27 protein-coding genes, 1 tRNA gene and 1 pseudogene are annotated in these 26,720 nt (G+C 76.1%); 18 read left to right on the top strand and 11 right to left on the bottom strand.

Annotation, left to right across the window (positions count from 1 at the left end):
• Window positions 1-62: 62 nt before the first annotated feature.
• The 11 genes from ITJ85_RS11930 to ITJ85_RS11880 all read left to right on the top strand — a co-directional run bounded on the left by ITJ85_RS11930 (window position 63) and on the right by ITJ85_RS11880 (window position 8,956).
• Window positions 63-617 carry a hypothetical protein gene (locus ITJ85_RS11930; protein WP_217913327.1) on the top strand — a complete coding sequence of 185 codons (555 nt, stop codon included), beginning with the start codon at window positions 63-65 and terminating at the stop codon, window positions 615-617.
• Complete coding sequence (locus ITJ85_RS11925) at window positions 604-978, top strand: hypothetical protein (protein ID WP_217913326.1); 375 nt, start codon at window positions 604-606, stop codon at window positions 976-978. Before ITJ85_RS11930 ends, ITJ85_RS11925 begins: the two co-directional genes overlap by 14 nt.
• Window positions 975-2,669, top strand: a complete 1,695-nt coding sequence (locus ITJ85_RS11920; RefSeq protein ID WP_217913325.1) for a terminase TerL endonuclease subunit — start codon at window positions 975-977, stop codon at window positions 2,667-2,669. Before ITJ85_RS11925 ends, ITJ85_RS11920 begins: the two co-directional genes overlap by 4 nt.
• The gene (locus ITJ85_RS11915; RefSeq protein ID WP_217913324.1) at window positions 2,666-3,001 is read left to right on the top strand and encodes a hypothetical protein; all 336 of its coding nucleotides are present in this window, start codon (window positions 2,666-2,668) and stop codon (window positions 2,999-3,001) included. Before ITJ85_RS11920 ends, ITJ85_RS11915 begins: the two co-directional genes overlap by 4 nt.
• Window positions 3,001-3,630 (top strand): hypothetical protein, encoded by a 630-nt coding sequence (locus ITJ85_RS11910; RefSeq protein WP_217913323.1) that lies wholly within the window; start codon window positions 3,001-3,003, stop codon window positions 3,628-3,630. Before ITJ85_RS11915 ends, ITJ85_RS11910 begins: the two co-directional genes overlap by 1 nt.
• A gap of 87 nt (window positions 3,631-3,717) precedes the next feature.
• Entirely contained in the window at window positions 3,718-3,927 is a 210-nt protein-coding gene (locus ITJ85_RS11905) for a hypothetical protein (RefSeq protein ID WP_217913322.1), read from the top strand.
• Between the two features lie 13 nt (window positions 3,928-3,940).
• A complete protein-coding gene (locus ITJ85_RS11900) occupies window positions 3,941-4,279 on the top strand; it encodes an HK97 gp10 family phage protein (protein WP_217913321.1) in 339 nt (112 codons plus the stop codon).
• Window positions 4,276-7,794: a phage tail tape measure protein gene (locus ITJ85_RS11895; protein ID WP_217913320.1), complete on the top strand. Its 3,519-nt coding sequence runs from the start codon at window positions 4,276-4,278 to the stop codon at window positions 7,792-7,794. Before ITJ85_RS11900 ends, ITJ85_RS11895 begins: the two co-directional genes overlap by 4 nt.
• Window positions 7,795-7,804: 10 nt before the next feature.
• Window positions 7,805-8,092: a hypothetical protein gene (locus ITJ85_RS11890; RefSeq protein WP_217913319.1), complete on the top strand. Its 288-nt coding sequence runs from the start codon at window positions 7,805-7,807 to the stop codon at window positions 8,090-8,092.
• A gap of 247 nt (window positions 8,093-8,339) precedes the next feature.
• Window positions 8,340-8,780 (top strand): hypothetical protein, encoded by a 441-nt coding sequence (locus ITJ85_RS11885; RefSeq protein ID WP_217913318.1) that lies wholly within the window; start codon window positions 8,340-8,342, stop codon window positions 8,778-8,780.
• Complete coding sequence (locus ITJ85_RS11880; protein WP_217913317.1) at window positions 8,777-8,956, top strand: hypothetical protein; 180 nt, start codon at window positions 8,777-8,779, stop codon at window positions 8,954-8,956. Before ITJ85_RS11885 ends, ITJ85_RS11880 begins: the two co-directional genes overlap by 4 nt.
• A 134-nt stretch (window positions 8,957-9,090) precedes the next feature.
• Here the strand turns inward: ITJ85_RS11880 and ITJ85_RS17425 are convergent, their stop codons facing one another.
• The 3 genes from ITJ85_RS17425 to ITJ85_RS11865 all read right to left on the bottom strand — a co-directional run bounded on the left by ITJ85_RS17425 (window position 9,091) and on the right by ITJ85_RS11865 (window position 12,295).
• Complete coding sequence (locus tag ITJ85_RS17425; protein WP_217913316.1) at window positions 9,091-9,993, bottom strand: calcium-binding protein; 903 nt, start codon at window positions 9,991-9,993, stop codon at window positions 9,091-9,093.
• A gap of 663 nt (window positions 9,994-10,656) precedes the next feature.
• Window positions 10,657-11,685 (bottom strand): FAD-dependent monooxygenase, encoded by a 1,029-nt coding sequence (locus ITJ85_RS11870; protein WP_217913315.1) that lies wholly within the window; start codon window positions 11,683-11,685, stop codon window positions 10,657-10,659.
• A 241-nt stretch (window positions 11,686-11,926) separates the two neighbouring features.
• Window positions 11,927-12,295 (bottom strand): hypothetical protein, encoded by a 369-nt coding sequence (locus ITJ85_RS11865; protein ID WP_217913314.1) that lies wholly within the window; start codon window positions 12,293-12,295, stop codon window positions 11,927-11,929.
• A gap of 143 nt (window positions 12,296-12,438) precedes the next feature.
• Here ITJ85_RS11865 and ITJ85_RS11860 point away from each other — a divergent pair, with 143 nt between their 5' ends.
• The gene (locus ITJ85_RS11860) at window positions 12,439-13,164 is read left to right on the top strand and encodes a Crp/Fnr family transcriptional regulator (RefSeq protein WP_217913313.1); all 726 of its coding nucleotides are present in this window, start codon (window positions 12,439-12,441) and stop codon (window positions 13,162-13,164) included.
• Window positions 13,161-13,367: an isocitrate lyase/phosphoenolpyruvate mutase family protein gene (locus tag ITJ85_RS11855; protein WP_217913312.1), complete on the top strand. Its 207-nt coding sequence runs from the start codon at window positions 13,161-13,163 to the stop codon at window positions 13,365-13,367. Before ITJ85_RS11860 ends, ITJ85_RS11855 begins: the two co-directional genes overlap by 4 nt.
• Before the next feature lie 180 nt (window positions 13,368-13,547).
• Here ITJ85_RS11855 and ITJ85_RS11850 read toward each other — a convergent pair whose 3' ends face one another.
• On the bottom strand, window positions 13,548-14,624 hold the full coding sequence (locus ITJ85_RS11850; RefSeq protein WP_217913311.1) for a hypothetical protein: 1,077 nt from the start codon (window positions 14,622-14,624) through the stop codon (window positions 13,548-13,550).
• Between the two features lie 1,137 nt (window positions 14,625-15,761).
• Between ITJ85_RS11850 and ITJ85_RS11845 the strand changes: the two genes are divergently transcribed.
• Window positions 15,762-16,760 carry an LLM class flavin-dependent oxidoreductase gene (locus tag ITJ85_RS11845; RefSeq protein ID WP_217913310.1) on the top strand — a complete coding sequence of 333 codons (999 nt, stop codon included), beginning with the start codon at window positions 15,762-15,764 and terminating at the stop codon, window positions 16,758-16,760.
• A 177-nt stretch (window positions 16,761-16,937) separates the two neighbouring features.
• On the opposite strand, the gene ITJ85_RS11840 is transcribed toward ITJ85_RS11845, so the two are convergent.
• The 4 genes and pseudogenes from ITJ85_RS11840 to ITJ85_RS11830 form a co-directional block, all read right to left on the bottom strand.
• Window positions 16,938-18,218 carry a hemolysin family protein gene (locus ITJ85_RS11840; RefSeq protein ID WP_217913309.1) on the bottom strand — a complete coding sequence of 427 codons (1,281 nt, stop codon included), beginning with the start codon at window positions 18,216-18,218 and terminating at the stop codon, window positions 16,938-16,940.
• A gap of 804 nt (window positions 18,219-19,022) precedes the next feature.
• Complete coding sequence (locus ITJ85_RS11835; protein WP_217913308.1) at window positions 19,023-19,823, bottom strand: sigma 54 modulation/S30EA ribosomal C-terminal domain-containing protein; 801 nt, start codon at window positions 19,821-19,823, stop codon at window positions 19,023-19,025.
• A gap of 425 nt (window positions 19,824-20,248) precedes the next feature.
• Window positions 20,249-20,410, bottom strand: a pseudogene (locus ITJ85_RS17670) (ribose-phosphate pyrophosphokinase-like domain-containing protein); the annotation flags it as partial.
• 150 nt (window positions 20,411-20,560) lie between these two features.
• Window positions 20,561-21,241: a dienelactone hydrolase family protein gene (locus tag ITJ85_RS11830; protein ID WP_343233020.1), complete on the bottom strand. Its 681-nt coding sequence runs from the start codon at window positions 21,239-21,241 to the stop codon at window positions 20,561-20,563.
• A gap of 241 nt (window positions 21,242-21,482) precedes the next feature.
• On the opposite strand from ITJ85_RS11830, the gene ITJ85_RS11825 reads away from it, so the two are divergent.
• Window positions 21,483-21,555: transfer RNA gene (locus ITJ85_RS11825), tRNA-Glu, on the top strand.
• Here ITJ85_RS11825 and ITJ85_RS11820 read toward each other — a convergent pair.
• The gene (locus ITJ85_RS11820) at window positions 21,553-21,903 is read right to left on the bottom strand and encodes a luciferase domain-containing protein (protein WP_217913306.1); all 351 of its coding nucleotides are present in this window, start codon (window positions 21,901-21,903) and stop codon (window positions 21,553-21,555) included. The two genes, ITJ85_RS11825 and ITJ85_RS11820, sit on opposite strands and share 3 nt — an antisense overlap.
• A gap of 894 nt (window positions 21,904-22,797) precedes the next feature.
• Between ITJ85_RS11820 and ITJ85_RS11815 the strand changes: the two genes are divergently transcribed.
• On the top strand, window positions 22,798-23,070 hold the full coding sequence (locus tag ITJ85_RS11815; protein WP_217913305.1) for a hypothetical protein: 273 nt from the start codon (window positions 22,798-22,800) through the stop codon (window positions 23,068-23,070).
• Here the strand turns inward: ITJ85_RS11815 and ITJ85_RS11810 are convergent.
• On the bottom strand, window positions 23,057-23,941 hold the full coding sequence (locus tag ITJ85_RS11810; protein ID WP_217913304.1) for a serine/threonine-protein kinase: 885 nt from the start codon (window positions 23,939-23,941) through the stop codon (window positions 23,057-23,059). The genes ITJ85_RS11815 and ITJ85_RS11810 overlap by 14 nt on opposite strands.
• Window positions 23,942-23,962: 21 nt before the next feature.
• A complete protein-coding gene (locus ITJ85_RS11805) occupies window positions 23,963-24,487 on the bottom strand; it encodes a hypothetical protein (RefSeq protein ID WP_217913303.1) in 525 nt (174 codons plus the stop codon).
• Between the two features lie 140 nt (window positions 24,488-24,627).
• Between ITJ85_RS11805 and ITJ85_RS11800 the strand changes: the two genes are divergently transcribed.
• Both ITJ85_RS11800 and gdhA read left to right on the top strand, forming a co-directional pair.
• Entirely contained in the window at window positions 24,628-25,176 is a 549-nt protein-coding gene (locus ITJ85_RS11800; protein ID WP_217913302.1) for a DUF488 domain-containing protein, read from the top strand.
• 156 nt (window positions 25,177-25,332) lie between these two features.
• Window positions 25,333-26,697: an NADP-specific glutamate dehydrogenase gene (gene gdhA, locus ITJ85_RS11795; RefSeq protein WP_343233019.1), complete on the top strand. Its 1,365-nt coding sequence runs from the start codon at window positions 25,333-25,335 to the stop codon at window positions 26,695-26,697.
• The last annotated feature ends 23 nt before the right edge of the window (window positions 26,698-26,720 follow it).

Here is a 26,720-nt window from a genome sequence, read left to right as displayed (position 1 = left end):
CGGCGGTCATCCGCTGGGCAGCCCCCCGAGCCGCCGCCTGCATCTTCCCGGAGCGACGGACGATGAGCGACGCGCCCGCACGGAAGGCGCCCGCCTCGGCCGGCCCGGCTTCGGGCATCCCGGCTTCAGGCGTACCCGCTCGCGGCTACCGCTGGCCGACCGCGACGCCCGGCAACACGATCGCGCTGAAGCACGGAGCGCTCTCGCGCTACGCCATCGCAGAGGCCGACGAGCTGGCGGCCGTGATCGCCGGGCACGCCCCCCACCTGGCCGAGAGCGACTGGCCGGGCGTCCGCGACTACGCCATCGCCCAAGTCCGGGCCTGGCGGCTCGCCGCGTGGATCGAGCTGCACGGCGAGCTCGACGACTCGGGCAACCCCCGTCCCGCCCTGAAGCCGCTGCGCGAGTGGCTCGGCCGTGCCGAGAAGGCCCGCGCCCGCCTGGGTCTGGACCCGATGAGCCGGGCGGCCCTGGCGGTCGATGAGCTCGGCGCACGCCGCGCCGTCGCCGCCCTGGCCAACGAGGCGATGGCCGGCCCCAACGCCGCGCGCCTGGCAGCCGAGCAGGCCAGGACCGACGCCCTCGAGGGCGAGGAGGTGACCGATGGAGTGGACTGAGGCGCACGCCATCCTGACGGGTGCGCGGGAGGGGACGGCCGAGCAGATCGAGCGAGCCCGTCAGATGGCGCGCGAGCGCCGGCAGGCGATCGGCGAGGAGCTGCTGCGCCGGTATCGGCGGCGGGTGTCCGACCTGCTGGCCCTGGTGGGCGAGGGCTACCCGGTCGCCGACGGTCGCTTGCGCGTCTTCGGGCTCATGCAGGCCATCGTCTGCATCGAGCGCGAGCACCGTCTGCCGAGCGCCGACGAGCCGTGGTGGCCCGTCACCCTCCGCCCTCAGGTGTCGGCCCTGCTCGACGGCGACGCCCGTGCACGAGGCCTGTTCGTCCGGCGTCACGGCGGCCTGCCGGTGGAGCCATGACCGCCACCACGCCGAACCCCGCGGCCGACTGGGCGGAGCGGTACTGGATCCTCCCGGAGACCGGCCGGCCGATCGTGCTGCGCCCGTGGCAGCGGGCCGCCCTCGCCGCGATGTTCCCGCCCGACGGCTCGCCGTCGCCGTGGGAGACGTTCCTGATCTCCACGATCAAGAAGGCGGGGAAGACGACCCTGAACGCGGTCGCCACGGGCTACGCCGCGCTCACCTTCGCGGCGCCGGAGACCGCGTACGTGGTCGCCAACGACGAGGCCCAGGCGCAGGAGCGCGTCTTCACCATGATCGCGGCCGCCTTCCGCGCCATGGGGCTCGAGCGCGACGGGAAGGTGCGCATCACCGCCTCCGAGATCGTGCTCGTCGAGACCGGCACCCGGATCGTCGCCATCCCGGCCGACTACGCCGGCGAGGCGGGGGCCATCTTCGGCATCACCTCGTGGACCGAGCTATGGGCTTTCCGGCACGAGGGCCACGTGCGCCTGTGGGAGGAGATGACGCCCATCCCGGAGCGGCGGTCGCTGCGCATCGTGGACTCCTACGCCGGGTTCACCGCGGACGCGCCCGTCCTCGAGCCGCTGTGGGAGCGCGCCCTGGCCGGCGAGCGCCTCGAGGGTGACCTGCCGATCTTCACCAACGGGCGCCTGTGGGCGTTCATCGACCAGGGCGAGGAGGCGCAGGAGCGCGCCTGGCGTGGCCGCCCGGAGGCCGCGGCGGCCTACTACGCCGAGCAGAAGGCATCGCTGCGCCCGGCGACCTTCGCCCGCCTGCACTTGAACCAGTGGCAGGCGGGCGAGCAGGTGTTCCTCACGGCCGAGCAGTGGGACGCGTGCACCGCCACGGGCCTGCGCCCGCTCGCTCGCCGCGGCGCGCCGGTCGGGCCCGGGGAGGAGTGGACCGGCCGGGGCGAGCCGGTGTTGTCGGTCGGCGTGGACGCGGCCACCAAGCGCGACTGCGCCGCGGTCGTGGCGGTCGCCCTCGCAGACGGCTGGGTGCGCCTGGTGCGCCACCGGATCTGGACGCCCACGAAGGCGCAGCCGCTCGACCTCGAGGAGACGATCGAGGCATACCTGCTGCAGCTCGCCGCCGGCTACCGGATCGGCGCCGTCCGCTACGACCCGACGCAGATGGCGCGGAGCGCGGCCACGCTCACGAAGGCCGGCCTGCCGATGATCGAGTGGCCGCAGACGACCACCAACCTCACGACGGCCACCACGGACCTCTACGACCTGGTGCGCGACCGCCGGATCGTGGTCTACGCCGACGACGAGCTGCGCGCCCACGTGCTGAACGCGGTCGCGATCGAGGGTCCGCGCGGCTGGCGGCTGGCCAAGGAGAAGAGCAGCCGCAAGATCGACGGCGCCGTGGCGCTGTCATTCGCCTGCGTGGGCGCGAGCGACGCCCACCGACCGGCCACGGCGCACTCGTACTCGACGCTGCCGCAGCCCGGGTCGTCGCTGGTCGTGCGCCGTGGCGACCTCGTCTGGCGCGGGCGAGACGCGAAGCGCTACATCGACAAGCCGCCCGGTCCGCCCAGCAGCGGCTCGCTCCTGTCCGCCGGGCCCGTCACGCCGCCGCGCCCGCCGCTGTCCGAGGGCGCACGGCGGATCGTCCGCGATCTGCAGGCGGGCCGCCGGACAAGCTCCGATGTCCTCGCCGAGGCGGAGGAGGGCGGGCGGTGAACGGCGCCCAGCGCATGACCGCCGACGCGCTCGGCCTCACGGTGGGCGAGCTGCGCGCCATCCGGGCCGCCGGCCTCGACCCCCGCGCCGTCGCCGTGCTGCGACGGGCCGACCTGATCACCCCGACCGACGGAGCCCCGATGCCCGACGACACGCCTCCCGACCTGACCGCCGACGAGCTCGAGGCCGCCCGGCTCACGGGGATGACGCCCGAGCGCTACGCCGCGGTGCGCGACGCCGTGAACGGCACGCCTCGCAGCATCGGCGGCCGCTCCGTGAACGACCTGATGGCGGCCCTGCGTGCCGCCGACCGACCGAAGGAGACCACCTGATGGCCCCCAAGCTGACCACCCCGCCCGTGTCGCCGTTCGCCGCCATGATCGCCGCGAAGGCGGCCCTGCGCGAGTTCGAGGCCGGCCGCGACCTCGCGGTGCCCCTCACCCCGGCCGAGCAGAAGCGCGTGGACGAGCTGCGCGCCACGATCGCCGCCGTGGAGGGCCCGAACGACACGGCCCCGCCGCCGCCCGAGCCCACGATCGAGGAGCTCCGTGCCGACCTCGCCCGGCTCGAGGCCGACGCCGAGGAGCGGCGGCGCTCCGAGACGGCCGCTCACCGTGACCGCGCCCTCGCGGACTGGCAGGCCCGCCGGCAGCGCATGGGCGACGACCTGCGCCGGCTGGCGGCCCGCTACGCGAGGGCCGTGGCGGAGCAGAGCGCGCCGCCGGTCCCCGAGGGCCTCGGGGACCTCATGGCCGCGACGAGCGACCAGTTCGACCGCGCCGTGCGCGAGGAGATCGAGGCCACCCCGGCCCCCGGCCGACACGCGAGCGATGACCGCCTGGCGGGTCGGATCGCCGCCCTGCGCCGTGAGATCGCCCGCCGGGAGGCCGAGGGCCAGCCGACGCCCGCGCAGCAGCGCCAGGCACGCCTGGCGCGCTCGCTCGGCGGCGACGCGGCGTAGGGGATGGCGTCCGGGGGGCCGGATACGATGGATCCACGCGTGAGGTGGGGGCCTCGCGCCAACTCGACGTCGACGCTTGAGGCCCCCATGCCTTTCCTTCCGAACCGCCCCGACCCGGCGATGCGCCGGCTGATGGAGCGCGGTGAGATCCCGGCCAACCGCGCCGTGCAGCGCGCGTCCGAGACGGGGATCTACCCGGCCGACACCCCCCAGCAGGCGGCCGACCGCGCGACCCACCGCGCAAGCGGGGCGCGTGTGCCCGCCGGTCCGAGCCCCTTCCGCCGGCGCGGCCGGTAGCGGAGCCCCCGCCGTGCAGGTGACGATGGGCGTGAAGATGGGCCGCAACCGGCTGCCGGCGGCGATGGCGGCGCTCGAGCAGCGCGCGACGCAGGCCGTGGCGAAGGCCGCCCAGGACACGCTCTCGGACGCGGTGCAGCGCGCGCCGATCGACACCGGCAACCTGCGCGCCTCCGGCTACGCCCGCCCGTCGTCCCGCTTCGTCTGGCGCGTGGGCTTCACCGCCGGCTATGCCGCGTACGTCGAGCTCGGGACCTCGCGCATGCGTGCGCAGCCGTATCTCGTCCCGGCGTGGGTGGCCGGGCGCTACCGACTGATGCAGGCGTTGCGGCGCGTGGGGCTGTTCGGATGAGCGTCGCCCTCGCATCCGCGCACGTCCTGATCGGCGCCCGGGTGGCGCCGGCCCTCGCCGGCATCGCGAAGGTGCAGGCGGGCATGACCGGCCTGGCCGCCGCCGGCCAGAAGGCCTCGCGCGCCGGCACGGTGCTGACCAAGGGCCTCACGCTGCCGATCGCGGCCGGGATCGGCTTCGCGGTGAAGGCCGCCGCCGACTTCGAGTCGAGCCTGAACGACATGCAGGCCGTCTCGGGCGCGACGGCGGCGCAGATGAAGCAGGTGGGCGCCGTCGCCAAGCAGCTCGGCGCCGACACCAAGCTGCCCGGCACCTCGGCCAAGGACGCGGCCGACGCCATGCGGGAGCTGGCCAAGGGCGGCATGACCGCCAAGCAGGCGATGGACGCCGCGCGGGGCACGCTCATGCTCTCGGCCGCCGCCGGGATCGACAACGCGCGGGCCGCCGAGATCCAGTCCGACGCCCTCAACGCCTTCGGCATGAAGGCCTCCCAGGCGGGCAAGGTCGCCGACGTGCTGGCCGCCTCGGCCAACGCCTCGACGGCCGAGATCGACGACATGGCCCGCTCGCTGCAGCAGTCCGCGACCGTGGCCCACCAGGCGGGCTTCAACATCACCGAGACGGCCGTCGCCCTGTCGCTCATGGCGAACGAGGGCATCAAGGGCTCCGACGCCGGCACCAGCCTCAAGACGATGCTCATGCGCCTGCAGGCGCCGATGGGCACCGGCGCGAAGGCGATCGAGAAGTACGGCATCGAGCTGCGCACGGCGGGCGGCGAGCTCAAGAAGCTGCCGGACCTGGCCCAGGAGTTCCAGCAGCGCCTCGGCGGCCTGACCAAGGCCGAGCGCGACGCGGCGATGGCCCGGATCTTCGGCTCGGACGCCATCCGGGCCGGGAACATCCTGCTCTCCAAGTCGAAGGCCGAGTACGCGGCCATGACCGCCGTGATCGCGGCCAACGGGTCGGCGCAGAAGCTGGCCGAGGCCAAGATGCGCGGCTTCAACGGGGCGCTCGAGCGCTTCAAGTCCACCGTCGAGACCTCCGCCATCACGATCGGGCAGATCCTGCTGCCCAAGGCGACCGAGATGGTGAGCAAGATCAGCTCCTGGGCCGAGGCCTTCGAGCGGCTCACCCCGGCCCAGCAGCGCTTCGCCCTGCAGCTGGCGGGCATCGCCGCCGCGGCGGGCCCGGTGCTGCTGATCCTCGGCAAGCTCGCCCAGATGGGGTCGCTGCTCGGCGGCATGGGCGGCTTCGGCAAGGTGCTCGGCCCGCTCGGCCTGGCGGCCGGGATGCTCACCGCGCTGGCCGCGTCCTCGGAGTCCTCGCGGACGGCCATGATGGGATTCGGCCAGGCGCTCGCCCCGGTCGGGCAGGCGCTCGCCAAGGTGGCCTCGTCGCCGGTCGCGCTGTGGATGGCCGCCGCCGCCGCCGCGGCCTTCGGCCTGGTGCGCGCCTTCGCGGCGGTGCGGACGGCGCTGCTCGCCCTGACGGCCGCCGCCGCGTCGAACCCGCTCGGCGCCTTCATGGTCGCCGCGGGCATGGCGATGGGCGCGATCATCGGCCTGACCTCGGCCGCGGGCGGCGGGGCCTCGTCGATGCAGCGCTTCCGCGACGCCACCCAGGCGGCCAAGGACGCGCTCGACCGGCTCAAGAACGCGACCCTCGGCGTCCAGGGCGCCGAGCTGAACCGCAAGGCCGCTGCGCTCGAGCTGACCGCGGCCCAGCAGGGGCTGCGCGATGTGCAGAAGCAGGTCAACGACGGCTCGATCAAGGGCAAGGCCGCCCAGCAGGCGCTCGCCCAGGCCGACCTTCGCGTCGAGCAGGCCAAGCACGGCGTCCGCACGGCGACGATGCAGTACCGCGACGCGATCAAGCAGGAGCGCGAGGAGAACGCGCGGTCGGTCACCCAGGTCCGAGCGCGGATCCAGGCCGCCAAGGACCGGGTGCGCGAGGCGCAGAACGAGATCCGCATCTACGGCGAGACCGACCAGCGCCTCGCCAAGCTGCGCGACGCCCAGCGGGACCTGGCCGCCGCCGAGGCGGATGCGGGCAAGAACGCCCAGGTGATGACCTCGAAGATGCGAGGCGCGGCGGCTGGCGCGCAGACGCTCGAGGGCCGCGTCCGGGACGCCAAGGCCGCCCTCGACAACCTCAAGTCCAAGACCGTCTGGGTGCGCGCCGACGTGATGCAGGCGATCACCTCCATCGGCACCGTCATCGCCGCGATGGCCAGCGTGGTCTCCAAGACGGTCTCGGTGTCGATCGTCCCGCGCTGGCTCAAGGGCTCGTGGTCGGTGCAGGAGGGCATCGAGAAGGTCCGCGAGATGGAGCGTCGCCCGGCCGCGGTCAAGGTCTCGTTCCGCCCCGAGGGGACGGGCGCCGTCGAGATGGCCGCCGACCGGGTCTCGCGGACCGTGAAGCTCAAGCTGACCGCCGCCGTCAAGGACGCGATCCGAAGCGCCCGCGAGAACGCCATGTCGATCGCCTCGGGGCTCTCCGGGATGGTCGGCCAGGGCATCGACGCGATCCTCGGCCGCAACACGGCCGCCCTCGGCAACAGCCCCGAGGCGCAGCGGCTGCGCCAGATCGAGGCCCAGCAGCGCCAGGAGCAGGCGATCCGCGAGCGCGGCCGGCTCGACCAGGCCATCGCGCAGGCCGAGACCGACGAGGAGCGCCAGGAGGCGATCCGCGACCTGAACGACTGGCTGCTCGACCAGGAGCGCCAGGCCCTCGCCGACAGCCTCGCGGCCAAGGAGCAGGCCCTCCAGGACGAGGCCGACGCCCGCAAGACGGCCGCCGACCGGGCCCTGGCCGACCTGACGGACAACCTGAACCGCGGCCTCATCACCCAGCAGCAGTTCAACGAGGGCCTCAAGGCCATCCTCGCTGCGAGCGGCGTGGACTACGCGATCCTCGGCGACACGCTGGGGAGCGCCTTCGCCAACGCCTTCCGCGACCAGATCTTCGCCCTGCAGGACCAGATCCGCGAGCTCGTCACCGGGCCGCAGATGCCAGGCAGCGGCGGCTTCGGGCCCGAGGTCCAGAGCCCGCTCGGCACGCAGCTGAACGAGTGGCAGAACCGCCGCAAGACGCTGCTCAAGAACCTCGCCAACGCGAAGGCGAACGCGATCAAGGCGAGCAGCCCGGGCGGTAAGAACATCACCGCCGCCGAGCGGAACCTCATCAACGGGGCCCAGCAGGCGCTCGACCAGTGGGAGGCCATGAAGCCCGCGCGCGCCGCCCTTGGGGGCATCGTGCGGGGCTTCGGCAACACCGACCACGTGCCGGCCCTGCTCAAGCCCGGGGAGGGCGTGCTGGACCGGACCGGCATGGACAAGCTCGTGGCCGCGGGGCTCGAGGGCGGGCGCGGTGGCCGGGGCGCGACCACGGTGAACGTCACCGTGAACGTGCAGGGCTCGATGATCGGCGGCCACGGCAGCGATCGCGCGCTGGCCCGGGACCTGGCCGGTCTCATCGCGCCCGAGCTCAACCGCCGCATCACGATCGCCGGCTAGGGGGGAAGGCATGCCGCGCCAGCTCACCGACCTCGAGCAGCATGACCTCATCCTCCACGCGGGGATCCTGTTCGAGGCGCTTCGCGGGAACGGGATCCGCACCGACCACCCGGCCTTCGGTCGCCTCGTCGCGCAGGCCTTGGCCGATTGCGTGCTCGTCGGCCGCGTGTCGGGCATCCGGGCCGGCATCGTGGACGCGCAGGAGCAGCTCGAGCGGCTCGGCGTGGAGGGCGTCGTGCTCGAGTTGCCCGACGAGGCGCGTGCCCTCGAGCACGGCAGCACGTCGCCCCAGCCCTAGACCATCGGACGCCCGCACCACCCGGGCGGGTAGTCGTCCGCCGGCGCCCAGTGGCGCTAGCGTCGGGTCACCGGACCGATAGGGACGGAGAACGTAAGTGGGGCCGCGCCGCGTCAACGGCCGACCCCGTGACACCGGAGATGAGACCTCCGATGCACCGCCAGCCTAACCGCTGCCACCCGTCGACCCGTCGGTCGAGCGGCGCATCGCCGTGCCTCTCTCCTCGACACCACGAGGAGGCTGCACCATGACCACCGCCATCAGCATCACCGCGCTCACCGCGCAGCAGGCGGCCGACCTGCGCGAGATCGCCGCCTGGGGGCTGGCCGACCGCGCCCACATGTTCATCGAGTGCTCGAGCCGCTTCGGGGGCAGCACCTCCTCCTACGACGACGAGGCCCGGCTGGCGGACGCGGTGCGCCTCGCCGACAGCCTCGCCGTGGGTGAGTCGCCCCACCGCGCGCGCGCGCTCGACCGGCGCGACCTGACGACTCTGCGCGAGATGGTCGAGGGGATCGTGGTCGTGGGCGCCGACGCCGACGATGCGCCGGGCCGGCCGTACTGGGGCGCTCTGCTGGCCACGGCTGAGCGGGGCCGGGCGATCGTGGAGGCGCTCGAGGCCACGCTGCCGTCCGTGTCCCTCTGCGAGTGCTGCGGCCGGCCGTACGCGGGGGCCGCCGCTGCGTGAGCAAACTCCTGACCGAGGACACCGGGCGACGGATTCTCGCTGTGCTCGAGCGCATCGAGCAGCGCCTCATCGAACGCGATGATGAAGCGCTACGGCGAACCGAACCGGCCCGCCGCGTGCTGCCGAAGGATCGGAGGAGGCGCACCGGCACCAGCGGGGGAAGCGGCCCCGCCTGACTGCGCCCGGAGTTACCCACGTCGCGGCGCTGGGGTAAGTGTCGCGACGTGGGTGACCTCCATGCCATCTGGGACACGCTGCCCGCCCTCGTGGACCGGCCGACTCTGCCGCGTGACCGACGAGCGCCCGCCGCCTAGAAGAGTCGCCAGTACGCTGGCGGGTAGTTGAAGGCGAGGGGGCTGTCGAACATGACGAGCCCCCCGACGTCGCCGCTCGGGACGCTCCAGCACACGTTGCCCGTGATCGTGCCGCCGGTGAAGACCTCGGGGTCTTCGATGTCGTCGGGGATCACCCCGCAGGAATCGCCGAAGGTCGTGTAGGCGACGGCAGAGGGGCCCACCACTCGGAGGCGGAAGCCGGCGTCGAAGCGGGAGCTGGCTGCCCCGGTGTAGGTCGCGCTGACTCTCGCGATGAAGAACTGGCGGCCAGGGGCTGGCGGGTCGTTGAATTGGTTCTCGGCCAGGACGGCTGCCGTGGCGTCCGGGGTGACGGAGAGCACGGCCGCCGCCCACCCTCCGTGGATGGCGAGGCCTTGACCGATGGGGACTGCGGTGGCGCGCGTTGAGCCCGGCGCCGGCGGGGGCGGGGGCGGGGGTGTTGGTGCGGCCGGGGGGACCGGCCCACCAACGGGCGTGACCACAGGCCCCGGCGGGACCTGGCCGGTGACGCGCTCGCAGTCCCTTGCAACGGTGTCAGCGCGGTCCACGAATGCGCGATCGACGCCTGGACCGCAGGAGACGAAGTCGCGCCGCCCGTCCTTCGCGCGGATGGTGTCTCTACCGGGCCCGCCGTAGAAGCGGTCCGTTCCTGCACCGCCTATCAGAAGGTCGGCGCCGGGTCCGCCGTAGAGCTTGTCGTTGCCCCGGGCGCCCTTGAGGACGTCGGCCCCGGGCCCGCCCCGCAGGTAATCGGCGCGTGGGCCACCGTTCAGCACATCGACGCCTCGGGTGCCGAGCACGGTCACCGCGCTCGCCTGGTGCGCCGCCCCTGTGAAGAGCGCGGCCAAGACCAGCGCGACGAGCGCTCGGCGTTTCATCTGAGGCCCCCTGAGACCTTTACGGAACGGAACAATGGAGACCAGTATCCGCGAGACCCCGGTGTCTCTGCACTCCCCGAACGTCGAGCGTCTGTGGCGCGCTCTCTTCGGCAGCCGCTGCGCGCGGCTGCCAACTAGCTAGCCCGGGGTGGCCGCCGTCGAGAGCTGGTCAGGGTGCTCGCCGATGCGGCGTGTCAGCACTCCTGTCGCCGCCAGCAGCCGCGCGAACGAGCCACCCAGCGTATCCATCCCCATCTTGCTCACCTCGGTGGCGTGCGGGTCGAGAGCGCGCACCCCGGGCGTCGAAGGGATCAACGGCGGGTCAACGGGCCACCCCGCAGCCGGCCGCTCTCTCGTGAGCGTGGCGCGGCCTTGGCGCGCATCGTGGCGCGCACCGCTTCCGTCAGCTCCGTGACCCCGGTTGACAAGTGGGATCACGCCCCGCGACGTGGCAGGCTGCAAAACCGCCATCGCGGGTTCGACTCCCGCCGTCGCCTCTCTCGGCGTGTCCCACCGTCGTCTCCCACAGCGTGGGCGAGACGGTGGGCACGCGGACTGCGGCTGGCAGCGGTGCCCCGGGGCGTCGGCTCCAGGTGCCGCCCGGCCGGCCGGCGGTCACGCCTGCGCGCGCACCGTCCGCGCACGGGCCCGGCGAGGCGACGGTCAGGCGGGAGCCGGGGGCCAGCGCTCCTCGGGGTGCGGCGGCGGCAGCGGCGTGCCGCGCAGGCGCTGGCGGCTCGGATCGGCCGCCTCGAGCGGCCGCACGGCCGGCTCACGCCAGGTGACGTAGGCCGCGCATGCGGCGTCCGGGTCGTCGGGGTTCGCGGCGATGGCCTGCGCCAGCGCGAGCGCGTCGCCGAGGCCGATCCCCGCGCTCACCCCGGTCTCGGGGCCGAAGAAGTGCGCCGAGTCGCCGATCAGGACCGCGCCCGGCCTCCACCACCGGGGGCACGACAGCAGCTCGGGCTCGCTGTAGAAGAGCTGGTCCGTGGAGGTGAGCGCCCGGACGCCGTCGGCGGCGGCCGGAAGCAGCCTCGACCATTGCTCGGCGAACGCCTCGATGCCCGGCGCCACGGCGGCCTCGCGCCCGCTGCGATCCATCGTCCGCCAGCCGAACGACCCCTCGGGCCAGCTCAGCATGCCGATGTGGCTTCCGTCCGCCAGGTAGGCCATCGCGAACGGCTCCGCCACCGGGACGGGGCTCATCCACTCGATCTTGCCCTCCTCCATCGGGGCGAACTCGGCCTCCAGGCCGGCCATCTCGCGCACCCGGGAGCGGACGCCGTCGCAGGCCACCACCAGGTCGGCGGGGATCTCCGACGCGCCGGCCGGACCGTGCGCCGTCACCCCGGTGACGCGCCCGGAGGGATCGCGCAGCAGGTCGGCGACGGTGTGCTCGTGCCGCACCTCCACACCATCGGCGAGCCGCTGCAGGAGCAGGCCGACCTCCACGGCGACGGCTGCGCTGCCGCCTCCGGGCAGGTCACCGAACGGGCGACCGCGGCGGAGGATCTCCTCCAGGAGCCCGAGATCCTCGAGCGCGCCGTAGCCATGGTGGCCGAGCATGAACCCGCGCTTCACGTATCCACCGGCGCTCATGCGCTCCAGCACCACGGGGGCCATCCCGCGTCGGCCCAGAAGGCGCGCGAGCGTCAACCCCACCAGCCCGCCGCCCGCGATCAGCACGCGCATGCCGGGCACCCTACCGGCGGACGCGCCTCAGGAGGGCGGCCGCGCGCGGGCTCAGGGCCCGTGTCGATCGAGCCGGACCCCACCCAGGAGGGCTCTGCGGTGCCCGCCCGCGCTCTCGGACGAGTGGCGGGCCCCGGCGCTCCGCGTGGGGCGCCGCGCCGCGCTCGGTCGCCGGAGGCGATACGCCCCGCCGGGGGTGCCCCCAGGTGGGCGCCGGGACCGCCGGCGCCCACCTGGCCCGTCACCGCCCGCCCGCGTGCAGGAAGGGGCCGCTGCCGCGGCCGGACGAGTCGTAGAGGCCGTAGTGGCCGAGCACGTCGGCCCACCAGTCCTCGCTCGTGTGCCAGCCGTCGGGGCGCTCGTCGGGCGGCGGCGGCGAGCCGGCCACCCGATCGGCGTCGATGCCCTCGGCCAGCGTGAGCGTGTCGGTCGCGTCGTCGATGTGCGTCACGAGCTCCGCGGGCACGTACCCGTAGCGCCGCCCCGTGCCGCTAGCCTTGATGCGGAGCCCGTGCGGCCGGACGCCCTCGACCCGCCCGACGACCTGCCCGCCGTCCGCCGTGCGCACCTCGTAGCCCACCAGCCGGAGCGGTAACCCGGTGATCGCCATCTCGCACCTCCGATGTCCGTGATGTCCGTCATCCGATGGTGCTCCGACCGCGCCCCCGCCGTACCCGGGGCGGTGCGGCGTGGCGGCCGTCGCGCAGCGCGAGACGCGGGTGCCGGCGGGCCCGCCGGGAGGCGCTGAGCGCGATGGCCGACCACCCGCCGCTGCGGCCGTTCCTGGAGGGGCGGATCGAGTTCGGCCAGGTGGGCGTGTTCGCCGGGCTGCCCGAGGCCCAGCTGGTCCAGCTGGAGCGGCGGCTGCCGGCGGTGCGCTGGACGCGGGGGTCGCCGCCGCCGGCGGGCCTGGTCCGCGACGACTGCCTGTTCGTCATCCGCGAGGGCCGGCTCGGGCTGCTCGAGACGCCGGCCGGGCACCCGGTGATGATCGCCCTGCTCGGGCGCGGCTCGCTGTACTCGACGCTCGGCCCGGCGCCCACGCCGGCGCTGCGGCTGTTCGACGACGACGCCTCCGTGTCGCCGATCCCGCGGCGGGCGGTCGCGGCCCTCGTGGCGCGGTATCCGCGCCTGGCGCTGAACCTGGCCGACGCGCTCACCGAGCGGGTCGCCATGCTGCGCGAGACGGTGGCCGCGCTCAGCGCCGTGCGCGTGGAGGACCGCCTGCGCGCCAGGCTCCACCAGCTCGTCGAGCGCCACGGTGTGGCCACGCCCGAGGGCGCCCGGCTGCACCTGGTGCTGACGCACGCCCAGTGGGGCGAGGTGGTCGGCGCCTCGCGGGAGGCGGTGAGCGCCTCGTTCGCCCGGCTCAGGGCCGAGGGGGCGGTGGTCACGGACGAGGACGGGGTCGTGATCCCGTGGGCGGCGTTCGCGCCCGCGGGCGCGACCGGGGACGAGCCGCGGGAGGGGGAGCGATGACGACCCCGCAGGCGGAGCGCCACCGGCGCTTCCTCGAGCTGCACGCGCGCCCGGAGGGCTTCGTGATGCCGAACGCCTGGGACGCGCTCTCCGCGCTGGTCCTCCGCGAGGCCGGCTTCGAGGCGCTCGGCACGTCGTCGGCGGCGCTGGCGGCGTCGCTCGGCCGCCCGGACGGGGTCGGCGCGGTGGGCCTGCTCGAGTAGCCGGTGCGGCGGGCGCAGGTCGGGGCAACGGCGGGCGCCCTCGTTGGACGCCGGTCTCGCCAGGAGGGCCGTCGTGGGTCGCTCCGCGAGCGGGCACGCCGGCCCACCGAGACGACCTGGACCGACCGCGCCCGCGCGCTCGGTCCGCCCTTCGGCCCCGGCACGCCCGGCGACGACCCCTCAGCGGCGGAAGGTGACCATCCTCGCCGCCACCTTCGTGTTGCCGCTCGCGTCCCTGACGACGACCTCCAGCCGCGCCCGCAGGACTCGTCGGCCGGCGAGCAGTCGGCGCGCCCACGGCTTCAGCCGCACGGCCGTGACCGCGCGTCGCGAGGCCGCCGCCATCGTGGTCGGCGCGGTACCGATGATCCGCGGCACGCCGAAGCGCCGCGCCGTCGTCGCCGGGAGCGTCAGGCGTGCGGCGACGGCGGCATCCTCGCTGCTCGTGACCCGGACCGGTAGGCCGCCCGTCCGCAGGGCGCCGAGGGAGCGCCGGGCGGCGCTGAGGCGCACGCGGGGAGGATGCCGGTCGGGCGCCATCGACGCTGTGGCGCCGGGGAGGGCGGATGGGGCGGCCGGCCCCTGCGGGGGGCCGGCGACACGCTCCGGCGGCGGCGCGACGGGGCGCGGGGCGGGCGCGAAGCCGTCGAAGACGAACGACGCGACGTCGTCCCGAGCGGGCCCGGAGACCGCGAAGGCGACCGTCGGTCCGACGCACCTGAGGTCGAGGCCCTCCAGCGCCGGCGTGGCGGGGATGGAGAAGGTGATCGTGCGGCGGTCGTCGCTGAGGGTTCCCGGCCCCTGCGCGACGATGTCGTAGGAGCCGAGCCGGACGTTGCCCGTCGCGAGGAAATCCCACCAGCCGCGCTGGTAGTCCGAGTAGATGTCCAGCTCGACAAGCGGCCTGGCGGGTCCGGCCGCGAGCGGATCCCACGGAACCGCCGGGGCCGCGCACGTCCCGTCGGCACCCATCGGCCCGAATCCCATGTCGACGTCCCTGTTGATCCACGGCGAGAGGGGGTTGTGGAGCTCGAGCGTGACCCCGATCGCCCCGGTCTCGGGGTCGTAGCTCGCGCCGAGGCTCCGGACGTCCGCCGGTTGGACCTCGGGGAGATCGGGGGGCGGGGGGACGTCCAGCGGGTCCCCGACCGCGCCGCTGCGCGGCGCGCCGGCCGCCGCGCCGGCCAACGAGAGGGCCGCCGCGGCGACGCCGACCGCCGCGGCGGCCCGCAGCGCGGTCGATCGGCCGGCGCGCACGGCTCCGCCGGTCGTGGCGGTATCAGGCCCCGCGCCGGACCGGGCCGGAACCTTCGGTGCTCGCGACATCGCGCCTCTCCTCGTGATCGCCGGCGCCCCTGCCGGACGGACCGACTCGGGCCTCGCCTCATTCAAGGCCGGACCCCTGCGACGCGACAACCGTGCATCCGCCCAGCATGCGGTAGGGGAATCCCCCCGCCCATCCGTCCAGGCCGGGCCGGCGAACGCGCGTCCGCCGTGGCCGCACTCGCAGCGTGGGGACCCCAGGCGGGCGCGGGCGCGCCGCTCGTCGTGAGCACCCGGCGTGGCCCGCTCGGGCGCGGGCGTCGTCGACGGGGTGCTACGTGGAGGTCACCGCCCACGAGCCGCGCGCGATGCGCGCCGCCCCGCGCCGACGGGCGAGAACTCCAGGAACGCGCCGGCGCGGCCGCTGTCCGGGGCGGATGCCGCACGCACCGTCGGGGTCGTCGGCGCGCGCCATGCGGAACACCCCCGGCCCGCCGAGCCCGTTCTCGAGCCGGCGGTACAGCACAGCACCCCCGGGGCCTGCCCGCGGGCGACGACCACGACCGCGGCTCGGGGGCCGTCAGGAGTTCGACGCTGATCGGAGCCTCGGCCACGGAGACGGCCGTCGCCACGCCCACCGCGTAGTGGCCGCGGAGCGTCATGCCCGAGGGCGGCGGGCCGGTCCGGACGAGCCCCGAGGGCCCCGCGGCGCTGGCGGCGCCGGCGACGCCCACGACCCGGTCGCGCCGCACCGCCGCGATCTGGCGTCGCAACGCGGCGTCGGCCCTCCTCAGCGACGCCACCTGCCGGGCGAGCGACGCGTTCGTCGGCGGCCGCGCCTGCTCCCCGGCGCCCGTGCCGCCGAGGGCGGGCACCGCCAGCGCGGCCGCGTCCGCGACCGCCCCCGCCCCGATCGGGACGGCCCGCCTCCGCACCCGAGCTGACGACGTCTCGGCCTCCTCCCGTCGACGACCACGACGCCATGGCCGCCGAGCCGGGGAGCGCTTCGGTGGACGACCGCAACGCGGCGGCGGGATCGCCGCGGGCGCAGGGCAGATCATTGCCTCCACAACGAACGCCTCGGACTGCGCTACCTTCGACTGCGTCCCGTCCGCGTCGCAAAGGCCGCCGTTGTCCGTCTCCTTCCCGCTCTCCGTGCTCGACCTCGCGCCCGTCGCGGACGGGCAGCCCGTGCGCGAGAGCCTCGAGGGCACGGTGCGCCTCGCGCGCAGGGCGGAGGAGCTCGGTTACCTGCGCGTCTGGTACGCGGAGCACCACAACTTCCCGTCGATCGCCTCGTCGGCGACCGCGGTGCTCATCGCCCACGTGGCCGCGCACACCGAGCGCATCCGCCTCGGCGCCGGCGGGATCATGCTGCCCAACCACTCGCCCCTGGTGATCGCGGAGCAGTTCGGCACGCTCGCGACGCTGCACCCGGGCCGGATCGACCTCGGTCTGGGCCGCGCGCCGGGCACCGACGGCGGCACGATGCTGGCGCTGCGGCGGGATCACCGCGCGGCGGACACCTTCCCCGAGGACGTCGCGGAGCTGCAGGGGTATCTGAGCGGCGAGACGCTGATCCCCGGCGTGCACGCGTACCCGGGCCGCGGCACGGAGGTGCCCCTCTACATCCTCGGCTCGTCCCTCTTCGGGGCGCAGCTCGCGGCGGTGATGGGCCTGCCGTACGCCTTCGCGTCGCACTTCGCGCCGGCGGCGCTGCGCGACGCGGTCGCGCTCTACCGGGAGCGCTTCCAGCCGTCCGCGCAGCTCGAGCGGCCGTACGTGATCGCGGCGATCAACGTCCTCGCCGCCGACACCGAGACCGAGGCCCTGCGCCAGCTCGAGGTGCGCCGCCGCGAGATCGCGCGGACCATCCTCAGCCCGCCCGGGCATCGGCTGAGCGACGACGAGATCGACCGGGCGTTGGCCTCGCCGCAGGGGCGGCACGTCGAGCAGATGTTCACCTACACCGCCCTCGGCGAGGCGGAGGCGGTGGCCGCCCGGCTCGCGGAGTTCCGCGCCCACGCCGACGCCGACGAGCTGATCACGGTGCACGGGGCCGACACGGTGGAGGGGCGCCTGCGCTCGCTGGAGCTCGTCGCCGAGACGGCGGGCGTCGCCGCCGCCTGAGCCGCGGCGCCCGCGTGGCGCCGGACGTGCGCTGGCGGCGACGCCCGCGGGGCGCGCGATCGCAGCAGGACCCCATGGTGCGCGGCGGTCGGGGGGCGTGCCCGTGGCGCCACGGCGCCCGGCGATGCCCGGCCCCTCGCCCGGCCGCCGCAGCCGGCCCGGCCGCCGCCGCCGCGCTCACGCCCGTGCGCAGCGCACGCGGATGATCCGCGTGCCGCGGACCTCCTCGACGCGCAGCGTCCATCCCTCCGTCTCGACCACGTCGTCCACCTCGGCGGGCCGGCCCAGTCGGGAGAAGATCAGCCCCCCGATGCTGGTGACCCCCGCCGCCCGCAGCTCGACGCCGCGCTCGGCGAGGTCCGCCAGCGAGACGTGGCCGCGCGCGATGACCGCGCCGTCGGGCGTGTCCACGATGTCCGGCTCGGGGTCGCGCTCGTCGTGGATCTCGCCGACGATCTCCTCGAGGACGTCCTCGAGGGTGACGACGCCGGCCAGCTCGCCGTACTCGTCCAGCACCACGGCGAGCGACGCGCGCGCCTGGCGCATGCCGGCCAGCAGCACGTCGAGCGGCTGCGACTCCGGCACGAGGTGGACGGGCCCGGCCAGCTCGCCGACCGGCGTGTCCGGCGACTCGACGTACCCCCGGCTGAGGGCGCTGACGTGGATGAGGCCCTCCGGCTGTCCCGTCGGCCCGACCACGGGGAAGCGGCTGTGGGGGCTGCCGAGCAGGCCGAGGAGCGCCTCGCCGGCCGGCGCGGCCGCGGGGATCGTCACGACCGAGGGCGCCGGGCTCATGACCTGCTGCGCGCTCGTCTCGTGCAGCTCGAGGACGCCCTCGATCATCCCGGCCTCCTCGGGATCGAGCGTGCCGCCGCGCTCGCTGTCCTCCACCAGGCGCTGGAGGTCCTCGCCGGTGAGCGCCATCTCGTGCTCCGACGCGGGCTCGATGCCGAACAGCCGCACCAGCCGCACGCCGGCGCCGTTCAGCACCGCGATCACCGGGGCGAAGAGCAGGCGGAAGACCTCGAGGGGGACGGCCAGCCGCAGCGCGGTCGCCTCGGATCGCTGGATCGCGAGGGTCTTCGGCGCGAGCTCGCCCACCACCACGTGCAGCACGGTGATGACGGTGAACGCGATCACCCCGGCCGCCACGACCCCGGCGGCCTCGCCGAGCCCGACCGCCTCGACGACCGGCTCCAGGACGCCGGCGACCGCCGGCTTGCCGAGCCAGCCCAGGCCGAGCGCGGTCACCGTGATGCCGAGCTGGCAGGCCGCCAGGTACCGGTCGATCTCGTTGGACTGGCGGAGGGCCAGCGTGGCGCTGCGCGAGCCGCCCGCCGCGACGGCCTCCAGGCGCACGGCGCGCGCCCGGGCGAGGGCGAACTCGGCCGCGACGAAGAACCCCGTCGCCAGGATGAGGAGGACGACGGCCGAGAGGCCGAGGACGGTGCCGGTCATTCGGGTGCGCTCCTGTGGAGGTGTCGCGCCGGTGTGCGCGGGCGGCGCCCCCGCGGCCGCCGCCGCCGGTCGCGCCCGCACAGTACGCGCCGGGGGGCGCCCCGGTCGCGGGGGCGACGGCGGCCCCGACCGGTCGTGCACTCGCCGCCGGATGGCCACGCGACCGCGACGGCAGGCGGCGTCCGGCCTGCTCGTGGATCGCTGCGAGCTCGCGATGGCCGACGGCCACCTGGCCGAGGGCATGGCGGAGGCACCGGCGAGCTCCAGCCTCGTCGCGCGTCGCCTGCCGGCCGGCCGGCTGGGGGTTCCTCGTCACGGCCGGCCTCGAGGAGGCGCTGGTCCACCTCGACGGCCTCCGCTTCGGCCCCGACGACCTGGCGTTCCTCGAGGGGACGGGGCTCCTCGGCCGGGCGCTGCTGGAGCGGCCGGAGCGGTTCCGGTTCGCCTGCGACCTCCGCACGGTGCCGGAGGCGACGCCCGTCCTGGCCGGCAAGCCCGTCGCGCCGGACGGCCGCGGCACGCTCACGCCGTCCGCCGGCACGGCGACCTCGTCCTGCGGCGAGCAGGTGTGGCGCCCGTCGGGCGGGCCCGCGGACGGCCGTCACCTGCTGACGCGGCCGACGAGCCGGGCCCGCCGGGCGCGCGGGCGCTGGGGCGCCGAGCGCGCGCGACTGCCGCCGGCCGCGCGCTCCCCGGACGCCGTCGCAGGCGCCCCCGTCGTGAGCGAGGCCCTTCGCGTCCCGCGCGACGAGCTCGCCCGCCGCCTGGGCCGGCCTCAGGCGGCTGAGCGGCCCGCCGACGCCCTCACCACGCGTCGGAGGGCCCGAGCAGCCCGTAGTGGCCGTCGTAGCGGCGGTACGCGACCATCAGCCGGTCCCGCTCCGCATCGACGAACGCCACGAACGGCGTCGCGCTCTCGTCCAGCACGGTCAGGGCGTCGCTCAGGGGCAGCCGCCGCGCCGGCGCGACGACCAGCTCCGCGGGCTCGCCGGCCGGCCCGCGACCGGCCTCCGGCTCCGGGCTCAGCAGCCCCAGCTCGCCGCCCTCCGTGCGGTGGATCACGCAGTCGGCGCCGGTCGCGGCGTCCGTGAAGAGGTGGAAGTCGTGGTCGAGCAGGACCATCTCGTCCGCCGCCTCCTCGGGCGTGATCCGCGCGATGGCGAAGCTCTTGCGCCGCACCAGCCGGCGGTCCGCCACCGGGCGGGGGAACCAGCCGGGGCGCTCCGCGGGCGGGTCGCCGTGCCGCCAGCTCGCCTGCGCCGCGACGCCCGCCCGGCGCGCGCGATCGCGGCGCCGCTCGGCCAGCCGCCGGATGCTGCGGCCCACCCGGTCGGCGAGCCGGTCGATCGCCTGGTCCAGCGTCGGGCAGGCGACGTGCGCGCGCACCAGCCGCCCGCCCACCTCGACGGTCGCCTTGGCGACGGCCGGGCGCTCCAGCGCGGGATCGCCGTCGAGGCCGAGATCGAGGCGCAGCAGCCGCGCCGGCCGCGGGGCGGGCGCGCAGGCCGCGCGCAGCTTGGCCACGGCGCGCTCCCGGTGGCGCTCCTCGGCGGCGCCGCGCAGCCGTACGCGGGGCTCGGTGGTGGGGGGCTGTGTCGCGTCCATCGTGTCCTCGCCGCTGGTTGCAGCACCGACCATCCCGCACGACCGCGGGCGTCGCATCCGGTGCCCGACCATGCGCGCCTTCGGGCGACTACGGAGACGGGCCCGCCCCGGGCGTCGCGGCCCCCGCGGGGCTCCGCGGGGGCCGCGACTCGTCGCCGCATCCGCCGGCGCGGGCCTTCTCGGCGCTCGCGGCGCCGACGGGCGCGCCCGGCGCCGCCGCGAGCGAGGCGCGGAGGGCGCCGGCCCGCCTGACGCCCCCGGGATCGGGGGAGACGACCGCGACAGAGCCCCCGGCCGTCAGCGCCGCGAGGTGGGCCGTGAGCGGTGGGCGGGCCTCCAGGTGCTCGGTGCGCCAGCAAACGGCGTGCGGCCGGGGTGTGGACGTCCATCGCCACGACCGCGTCGACGACGACCGCCTCGACGGAGCGGGTGGTGACCGGTTCGCGCGACCTCGCGCGCCGCTCCTCGCGGGCGCAGCAGAGGTGGGGCACCACCGCGGTCAGGGAGGCCACGCCGGCGTCGCGCAGCGCGCCGCAGGAGACCCGCCCGCCAGGGCGCCGATCCCGGTCCGCATCGCGCCCCCGCACGAACGCGAGCGCCGCCGCCGTGTGCTCGCCGTCCTCGAACGACCGCTCCTCGTGCGGCTCCGGCCGCAGACCGCGGGCGCCGGCCAGGCGCGCCGAGCAGGTCCGCGCCGTGCGGCGCGAACAGCGCGGGGGCGGCCGGCGCCCGCGCGCTCATGCCGGCGGCCGCTCCTGCGCCGCCCCGGGCAGGCGGCGCAGGAACCAGTCGCGCGCCAGCTCGCCCACGCGCTCGAGCGCGCCAGGCTCCTGGAACAGGTGGGTCGCCCCGTGCACCAGCCGCATCTGCGATTCGGCCCCGAGGCGGTCGAGCGCCGACTCGTTGAGCGGGATCACCTGCCGGTCGTCGCCGCCGACGATCAGCAGGACGGGCGCCACGACCCGCTCCAGGGCGGCGCCCGCGAGGTCGGGCCGGCCCCCCCGCGAGACCACCGCGCCGACCGCCAGAGGGCGCGCCGCGGCGGCGACGAGCGCCGCCGCCGCGCCGGTGCTCGCGCCGAACAGCCCCACCGGCAGCCGGGCCGTCGCCGCCTGCGACGGCAGCCAGTCGATCGCGTCGACCAGCCGCCGCGCCAGCAGCGCGATGTCGAAGCGGTGCTCGCGGGTGCCCACGTCCACCCGCTCCTCCGCGGGCGTGAGCAGGTCGAGCAGCAGCGTGGCGAGGCCGGCCGCCTGCAGCGTCGCCGCCACGCGCCGGTTGCGCCCGCTCCGCCGGCTGCTGCCGGAGCCGTGCGCGAACACGACGACCCCGCGCGCGCCGTCCGGGACCACGAGGTCCGCGTCGACGTGCTCCGCCGCGGTCGGGATCCGGACCGCCCGCTCGGCCGGTCCGTCCATCCCGGCGCGGCCGCCGGGGCGCGCCGGGCCGCGCGATCTCACCCGGGCACCTCCTCCGCTGTGGCGATCGGCCCCCGCCGGGCCCCGGTCCCAGTCCCGCACGCGCGGGACGGGCCGCCATCCGGGCGCGGCCGCACCGGGCGTGCGGCCTTCCCGACGGCCCGACCGCCGGCGCGGGCTCCTCGCGCCGCCGGGCGCGCGGGGTGCACGTGGCCGCGGTGGTCTAAGCTGCCGATGGCACGGCCCGTTCGTCTAGCGGTCTAGGACGCCGCCCTCTCACGGCGGTAGCAGGGGTTCAAATCCCCTACGGGCTACTTCTCGCCGCCGGCGAGGCCCCGGACGAGGGCGCGCTCGTAGTTGCGCCGCATGAGCGCGATGACGTCATCGACGTCCGCCTCGGACGCGATGCGGCGCTGCGCCCACCCGGGGCGGCCGGGCGTGACCGGGTGGTGATCGATGCGCCCCGCGTCGAAGAGGCGGCGCCACTCGGCCGTGGGGAACGCGAAGTGGGCGACCCGGTCGCCGTGCAGGTGGCCGATCTCGCGCCCGCCGACGCGGAAGGACAGCTCCCCGCGCGAGCCGTCGGCGGCCGTCACGCCCGGCCACGCGGTCACCTCGCGGGTGATCCGTGCCGCCGGGCGCCCCGTGGTCGTCGTCGCCATGTCGCCCCTCCCGTCCGATCGCCGTGCCGGCAGGCTCGCACTTCGAGTGCACTTGAAGTCGAGCCCGGCGGGCGCGGGGCGGCCGCGGGCGGTTCTGTCAGGTTCGCGTCGCGAATACGCCGCCAAGGAGCCTCAAGGGGTGCTCTGAACGCACCGATCGTCGCGGGGATGCTGCTCCGGGTCGTCCTCATCGTCGTGTCCGTCATCGCCGCGCTCGCAGTGCCGGCGACGCCCGGCGCGACGGCGGCCGGGCCCTGGTCCGGCGGCCACCACGCCGACCGGGGCGGCCAGGAGGTGCGCGGGGGGTGGGGCGATGATCGCGGTGCTCGCGGGGGGCGGGCCGGCGGCGAGGAGGCGCGCGGGGGATGGAGCCGCGCCCCGCGGGCCCACCGCCCCGGCCACGGGCGGGCGGATGACGGCCGGTCGCGGGCATGGGGGCGCTCCTTGCACGCCCGGGGCGCCCGCTCGGCGCGCTCCCGCGGCGACCACCCCTCCGCATCGCGTGGCGGCCGGTCGTCGCGGCCACGGTCGGATGAGCGCTCAGGCGGGCGCCGATCCCCGGCCGCGCGCGCGTCCCGGCAGGCGGGACGCCGCGCCGCGGCGGATGGCCGGCGTCCCGCCTGGGGCGGGACGGGCACCCCGGCCGCGGGCGCCGCTCGCGGGCGGGCGGGCCCGGGGTCGCCGCCCAGCCGGCGGCCGCGGCGCGCGAGGCGCGACGGGTCGCGATCGCCCGACGCGGGCGGCCGCGGCGCGGCGGGCCGTCGCCGTCACGCGACGCGCCGCCGCCCAGCGGCGCGCGCGGGCACAGCGGCGCGCGGGCTCGCCGCCCGCGCGGTGCGCCCGCCCGCCCGGCCCGCCCCTGCACCCGTCGCGGCGGCGCCCGCGGCGCCGGCCGTGCCCGCGGCGCCCGCGGCGCCCGCGCGGCCGTCCGCCGCGCGGGCGCGCGCCCCCGGGGGCCGGTCGACCCGGCCGCGCCCCGTCGTGGTGCGGGCGGCGACGCGGGTGGTGGAGCGGGCGGCAGAGGTGGGCCGGTCGCCGTGGCTCATCGGCGGCGTGATCGCCGCCGCCGTGCTCTACCTGGCCGGCCAGCGGGCCCTCGACCGGGGCCACCAGCTCGCGAGCGCCGGGCGCGGCGACGACCCGGACGACCAGCTCATCGACCTCTGACCCGGAAGCGCCCGAGCACCGGGCGCCGGCGCATGGAGGCCGCCTGCTCCTCGAGCTCGGCGGCGACCGCCGCGGGGGTGGGGCGATCGGCCGGGAGTGGTTCCATGCAGGCCATCACCAGCGACGCGACCCGGGTCGGGACGGACGACGGGAGCGGCTCAGGCGGGCCGGCGAGCTGGGCGAACGGGCCGTCCCGGCGGCGGGGCGCCTCGAAGGCCGGCCGGCCGGCGGCCGCGTGGTAGAGCGTCGCGCCCATGCCCCAGACGTCCGTAGCGGTCGTGAGCGGCCCGCGCTCGCCGGGCTCGAGCTGCTCGGGGGACATGTAGGCGACGGTGCCGAGCCGCGCCGTCACGCCGGGCAGGTCCGTCACCTCGCGGGCGATGCTGAGGTCGATGAGCCGCGCGGGCGCGGCCATGATGACGTTGGCCGGCTTCACGTCGAGGTGGGCCACGCCCTCCGCCGCCATGTAGTGCAGGGCCGCGGCGAGCTGCGCGCCGAGCGGGACGAGCTGCTCAGGCTCGAGGCGGCCGTGGCGGCGGACGAGTCGCGACAGCCGCGGGCCCTCCAGGTGCTCCAGCACGACGTGCGGCCGCGGCCCCTCCAGGTCGGCCTCCAGGCCGCGCACGATGACCGGGTGGCGCAGGCGCTCGAGCAGCCCGGCCTCGGCGGCCAGCCGTCGCAGCGAGTGCCCGTCGGCAGCGAGGTGCGGCCGGACGAGCTTCACGACCACGAGCGCCAGGCGGCGCTCGTCCCAGGCGAGGTAGGTCTCGAAGCGCTCGCCGGTGCCGAGCCGGCGGATGGCCGTGCGGCCGGGCAGGACCTCGTCGCCGGGCTCGAGCGCCCACCGGCGCCCCTGGGCCTCCGGGATCACCGGCGGGCGTCGGCGGGGACGCTAGTCGCGGCTCGTGGCGTCGGCGGAGCGGTCGCGCGAGCGCGACACGTCGGCCGTGTCGTGGTCGCGGCTGCCGTCACGGGAGAAGTCGACCGAGTTCGAGCGGTCCCGGGTGTCGTGGTTGCCCGAGCGGTCACGCGACAGGTCGAGCGAGCGCGAGACGTCGGCCACCCTGGGGTCGTCGCCCGTGCGGTCGGCTGAGCGGTCGCGGGAGGCGGAGCGGTCGCGCGTGGTCGCGTCGCGCGAGCGGTCGCGCGAGGCGGAGCGGTCGCGGGTGGTCACGTCGCCGGAGCGGTCGCGCGAGCGCGAGACCGATCGCGACTCGCCGCCCGTCCGCGTGCCGGTGTCGCCGCTGTCATCGTCGTCATCGCCCATCTCGACCATGGCGACGTCGTCGTCCGGCTTCAGGGCGAGGTGGTCGTCGGCGCGCGCGGAGCCGCCGATCGCCGCCGCGGCCATCGCGACGCTCGACGCCAGCACCACGAGCGCGAGGCCGAGGAACGCGCTGCGGATGAACCTGTCCATGCGGTGCCCCCTCTCCGGGCCGGTGCCGGTGCGTGCGCAATCGTACGGCCGCGAACCCCGCGGCGCCCAGCCGGGCGGGCGGGGCGGCGCGGCGCCGGACTACGGTGGTCGGCGCACGGCAACCCCGACGGGGAGTGGACATGGTCCCGCAGGCGGTCCCCACCGCGCGACCGGCCGTCTGGACGATGGGCCACGGCACGCGGCCGCTCGAGGAGCTGGTCGCCACCCTCCGCGACGCCGGCGTGCGGACGCTCGTCGACGTGCGGCGCTTCCCCGGCTCGCGGCGCAACCCGCAGTTCGGCCAGGAGGCCCTCGCGGCGGGGCTCGCGGAGGCGGGGATCGCCTACCGCCACGCCGTGGAGCTCGGCGGCCGCCGCGCCGGCGAGCCGGGCGAGGAGCGGTTCGGCTGCATCCGGGTGGCCGCGTTCCGCAGCTACGCGGCCCGCATGGGCACCGAGGCCTGGCAGGCGGCGCTCGCCGCCGCGCTGGCCGAGCCGGCGCCCTGCCTGATGTGCTCGGAGACCCTCTGGTGGCGCTGCCACCGGCGCCTGATCGCCGAGCTGCTGCACGCGCGCGGCGAGCGCGTGGTGCACCTGCTGGGCCCGGGCTCGAGCCGCGAGCACGTCCCGCTGGCGGAGGCCGAGTCGCGGGACGGGCGGCTCCACCTGTGTGGCAGCCTGGTCGCGTGAGCGCACGGCGGCGGGCGGCCGCGTAGGATTGAGGGGTTGCCCCGCTCGCGAGCGCGTCCGGGCGACGTTCGGAGAGCACCGTCGACGATGGATTCCCGGCTCTCGCATCACCGACAGAGTTCTGGAGGCAGTGTGGCGCGCGCGATCGTCGGAAACCTGACGCCCGGGGTCAACGGGCACCCGCTCCACGACATCCTCGAGCCGGTCTGGCAGGACGTGCTCCGGCGCAACCCGGCCGAGGCCGAGTTCCACCAGGCGGTACGCGAGGTGCTCGAGTCGCTCGGGCCCGTGGTGGCCAAGCACCCGCACTACGTTGAGGCGGCGATCATCGAGCGCCTCTGCGAGCCGGAGCGCCAGGTGGTGTTCCGCGTGCCGTGGCACGACGACCGCGGGCGCGTGCGCATCAACCGCGGCTTCCGGGTGCAGTTCAACAGCGCGCTCGGGCCCTACAAGGGCGGCATCCGCTTCCACCCGTCGGTGAACCTCGGGATCATCAAGTTCCTGGGCTTCGAGCAGATCTTCAAGAACGCGCTCACCGGCATGCCGATCGGCGGCGGCAAGGGCGGCGCCGACTTCGATCCGAAGGGCTGCTCCGACAACGAGATCATGCGCTTCTGCCAGTCGTTCATGACGGAGCTGCACCGCCACCTCGGCGAGTACACCGACGTGCCGGCCGGCGACACCGGCGTCGGCGAGCGCGAGATCGGCTACCTCTTCGGCCAGTACAAGCGCATGACCAACCGGTACGAGTCGAGCGTGCTGACCGGCAAGGGGCTCGGCATCGGCGGCGCCCGCGTGCGCCGCGAGGCCACCGGCTACGGCACGGCGATCTTCGTCCAGGAGATGCTGAAGGAGCGCGGCATGTCGCTCGACGGCCGCCGCGTCGTCGTCTCCGGCTCCGGCAACGTCGCGCTCTACGCCATCCAGAAGGTCGCCGCCTTCGGCGGGATCACGGTCGCCTGCTCGGACTCCGACGGCGTCGTGATCGACGAGAAGGGCATCGACTTCGACCTGCTGCGGGAGATCAAGGAGATCGAGCGCGGCCGGGTGGCCGACTACGCCGCCCGCCGGCCGGGCGCCCGCCACATCCCCGGCGGCGCGATCTGGGACGTGCCGTGCGAGGTGGCGATCCCCTGCGCCACCCAGAACGAGCTCACCCACCACGACGCGACCACCCTGGTCGCCAACGGCTGCCTGGCGGTCGCCGAGGGCGCCAACATGCCGACCACGCCGGAGGCCGTGCGCGCCTTCGCCGAGGCCGGGGTGCTGTTCGCGCCGGGCAAGGCCGCCAACGCGGGCGGCGTCGCCACCTCGGCGCTCGAGATGCAGCAGAACGCCTCGCGCGACTCGTGGACGTTCGAGCACAGCGAGGAGAAGCTCACCGAGATCATGCGCGACATCCACCGCCGCTGCGCCGAGACGGCGGAGACCTACGGGGCGCCCGGCAACTACGTGGCCGGCGCGAACATCGCCGGCTTCATCCAGGTCGCCGACGCCATGCTGGCGCTGGGCCTGGTCTAGGCGTCCGCCGCCCCCCGGCCCGC

It is taken from the genome of Miltoncostaea marina, assembly GCF_018141525.1.
Taxonomy (GTDB): domain Bacteria; phylum Actinomycetota; class Thermoleophilia; order Miltoncostaeales; family Miltoncostaeaceae; genus Miltoncostaea; species Miltoncostaea marina.
Note: the sequence above shows the minus strand (reverse complement) of the source record. Positions and strands in the feature narration are given on the sequence as shown.

Coding starts and splice junctions, on each gene's coding strand:
- ITJ85_RS11800 (WP_217913302.1), top strand. CDS start 24,628: ATGGTCCCGCAGGCGGTCCCCACCGCGCGACCGGCCGTCTGGACGATG.
- ITJ85_RS11840 (WP_217913309.1), bottom strand. CDS start 18,218: ATGACCGGCACCGTCCTCGGCCTCTCGGCCGTCGTCCTCCTCATCCTG.
- ITJ85_RS11835 (WP_217913308.1), bottom strand. CDS start 19,823: ATGGACGCGACACAGCCCCCCACCACCGAGCCCCGCGTACGGCTGCGC.
- ITJ85_RS11865 (WP_217913314.1), bottom strand. CDS start 12,295: ATGGCGATCACCGGGTTACCGCTCCGGCTGGTGGGCTACGAGGTGCGC.
- ITJ85_RS11805 (WP_217913303.1), bottom strand. CDS start 24,487: ATGGACAGGTTCATCCGCAGCGCGTTCCTCGGCCTCGCGCTCGTGGTG.
- ITJ85_RS11855 (WP_217913312.1), top strand. CDS start 13,161: ATGACGACCCCGCAGGCGGAGCGCCACCGGCGCTTCCTCGAGCTGCAC.
- ITJ85_RS11830 (WP_343233020.1), bottom strand. CDS start 21,241: ATGGACGGACCGGCCGAGCGGGCGGTCCGGATCCCGACCGCGGCGGAG.
- ITJ85_RS11930 (WP_217913327.1), top strand. CDS start 63: ATGAGCGACGCGCCCGCACGGAAGGCGCCCGCCTCGGCCGGCCCGGCT.
- ITJ85_RS11905 (WP_217913322.1), top strand. CDS start 3,718: ATGCCTTTCCTTCCGAACCGCCCCGACCCGGCGATGCGCCGGCTGATG.
- ITJ85_RS11920 (WP_217913325.1), top strand. CDS start 975: ATGACCGCCACCACGCCGAACCCCGCGGCCGACTGGGCGGAGCGGTAC.
- ITJ85_RS11885 (WP_217913318.1), top strand. CDS start 8,340: ATGACCACCGCCATCAGCATCACCGCGCTCACCGCGCAGCAGGCGGCC.
- ITJ85_RS17425 (WP_217913316.1), bottom strand. CDS start 9,993: ATGAAACGCCGAGCGCTCGTCGCGCTGGTCTTGGCCGCGCTCTTCACA.
- ITJ85_RS11910 (WP_217913323.1), top strand. CDS start 3,001: ATGGCCCCCAAGCTGACCACCCCGCCCGTGTCGCCGTTCGCCGCCATG.
- ITJ85_RS11870 (WP_217913315.1), bottom strand. CDS start 11,685: ATGCGCGTGCTGATCGCGGGCGGCGGGCTGGTGGGGTTGACGCTCGCG.
- ITJ85_RS11820 (WP_217913306.1), bottom strand. CDS start 21,903: ATGGCGACGACGACCACGGGGCGCCCGGCGGCACGGATCACCCGCGAG.
- ITJ85_RS11895 (WP_217913320.1), top strand. CDS start 4,276: ATGAGCGTCGCCCTCGCATCCGCGCACGTCCTGATCGGCGCCCGGGTG.
- ITJ85_RS11890 (WP_217913319.1), top strand. CDS start 7,805: ATGCCGCGCCAGCTCACCGACCTCGAGCAGCATGACCTCATCCTCCAC.
- ITJ85_RS11860 (WP_217913313.1), top strand. CDS start 12,439: ATGGCCGACCACCCGCCGCTGCGGCCGTTCCTGGAGGGGCGGATCGAG.
- ITJ85_RS11925 (WP_217913326.1), top strand. CDS start 604: ATGGAGTGGACTGAGGCGCACGCCATCCTGACGGGTGCGCGGGAGGGG.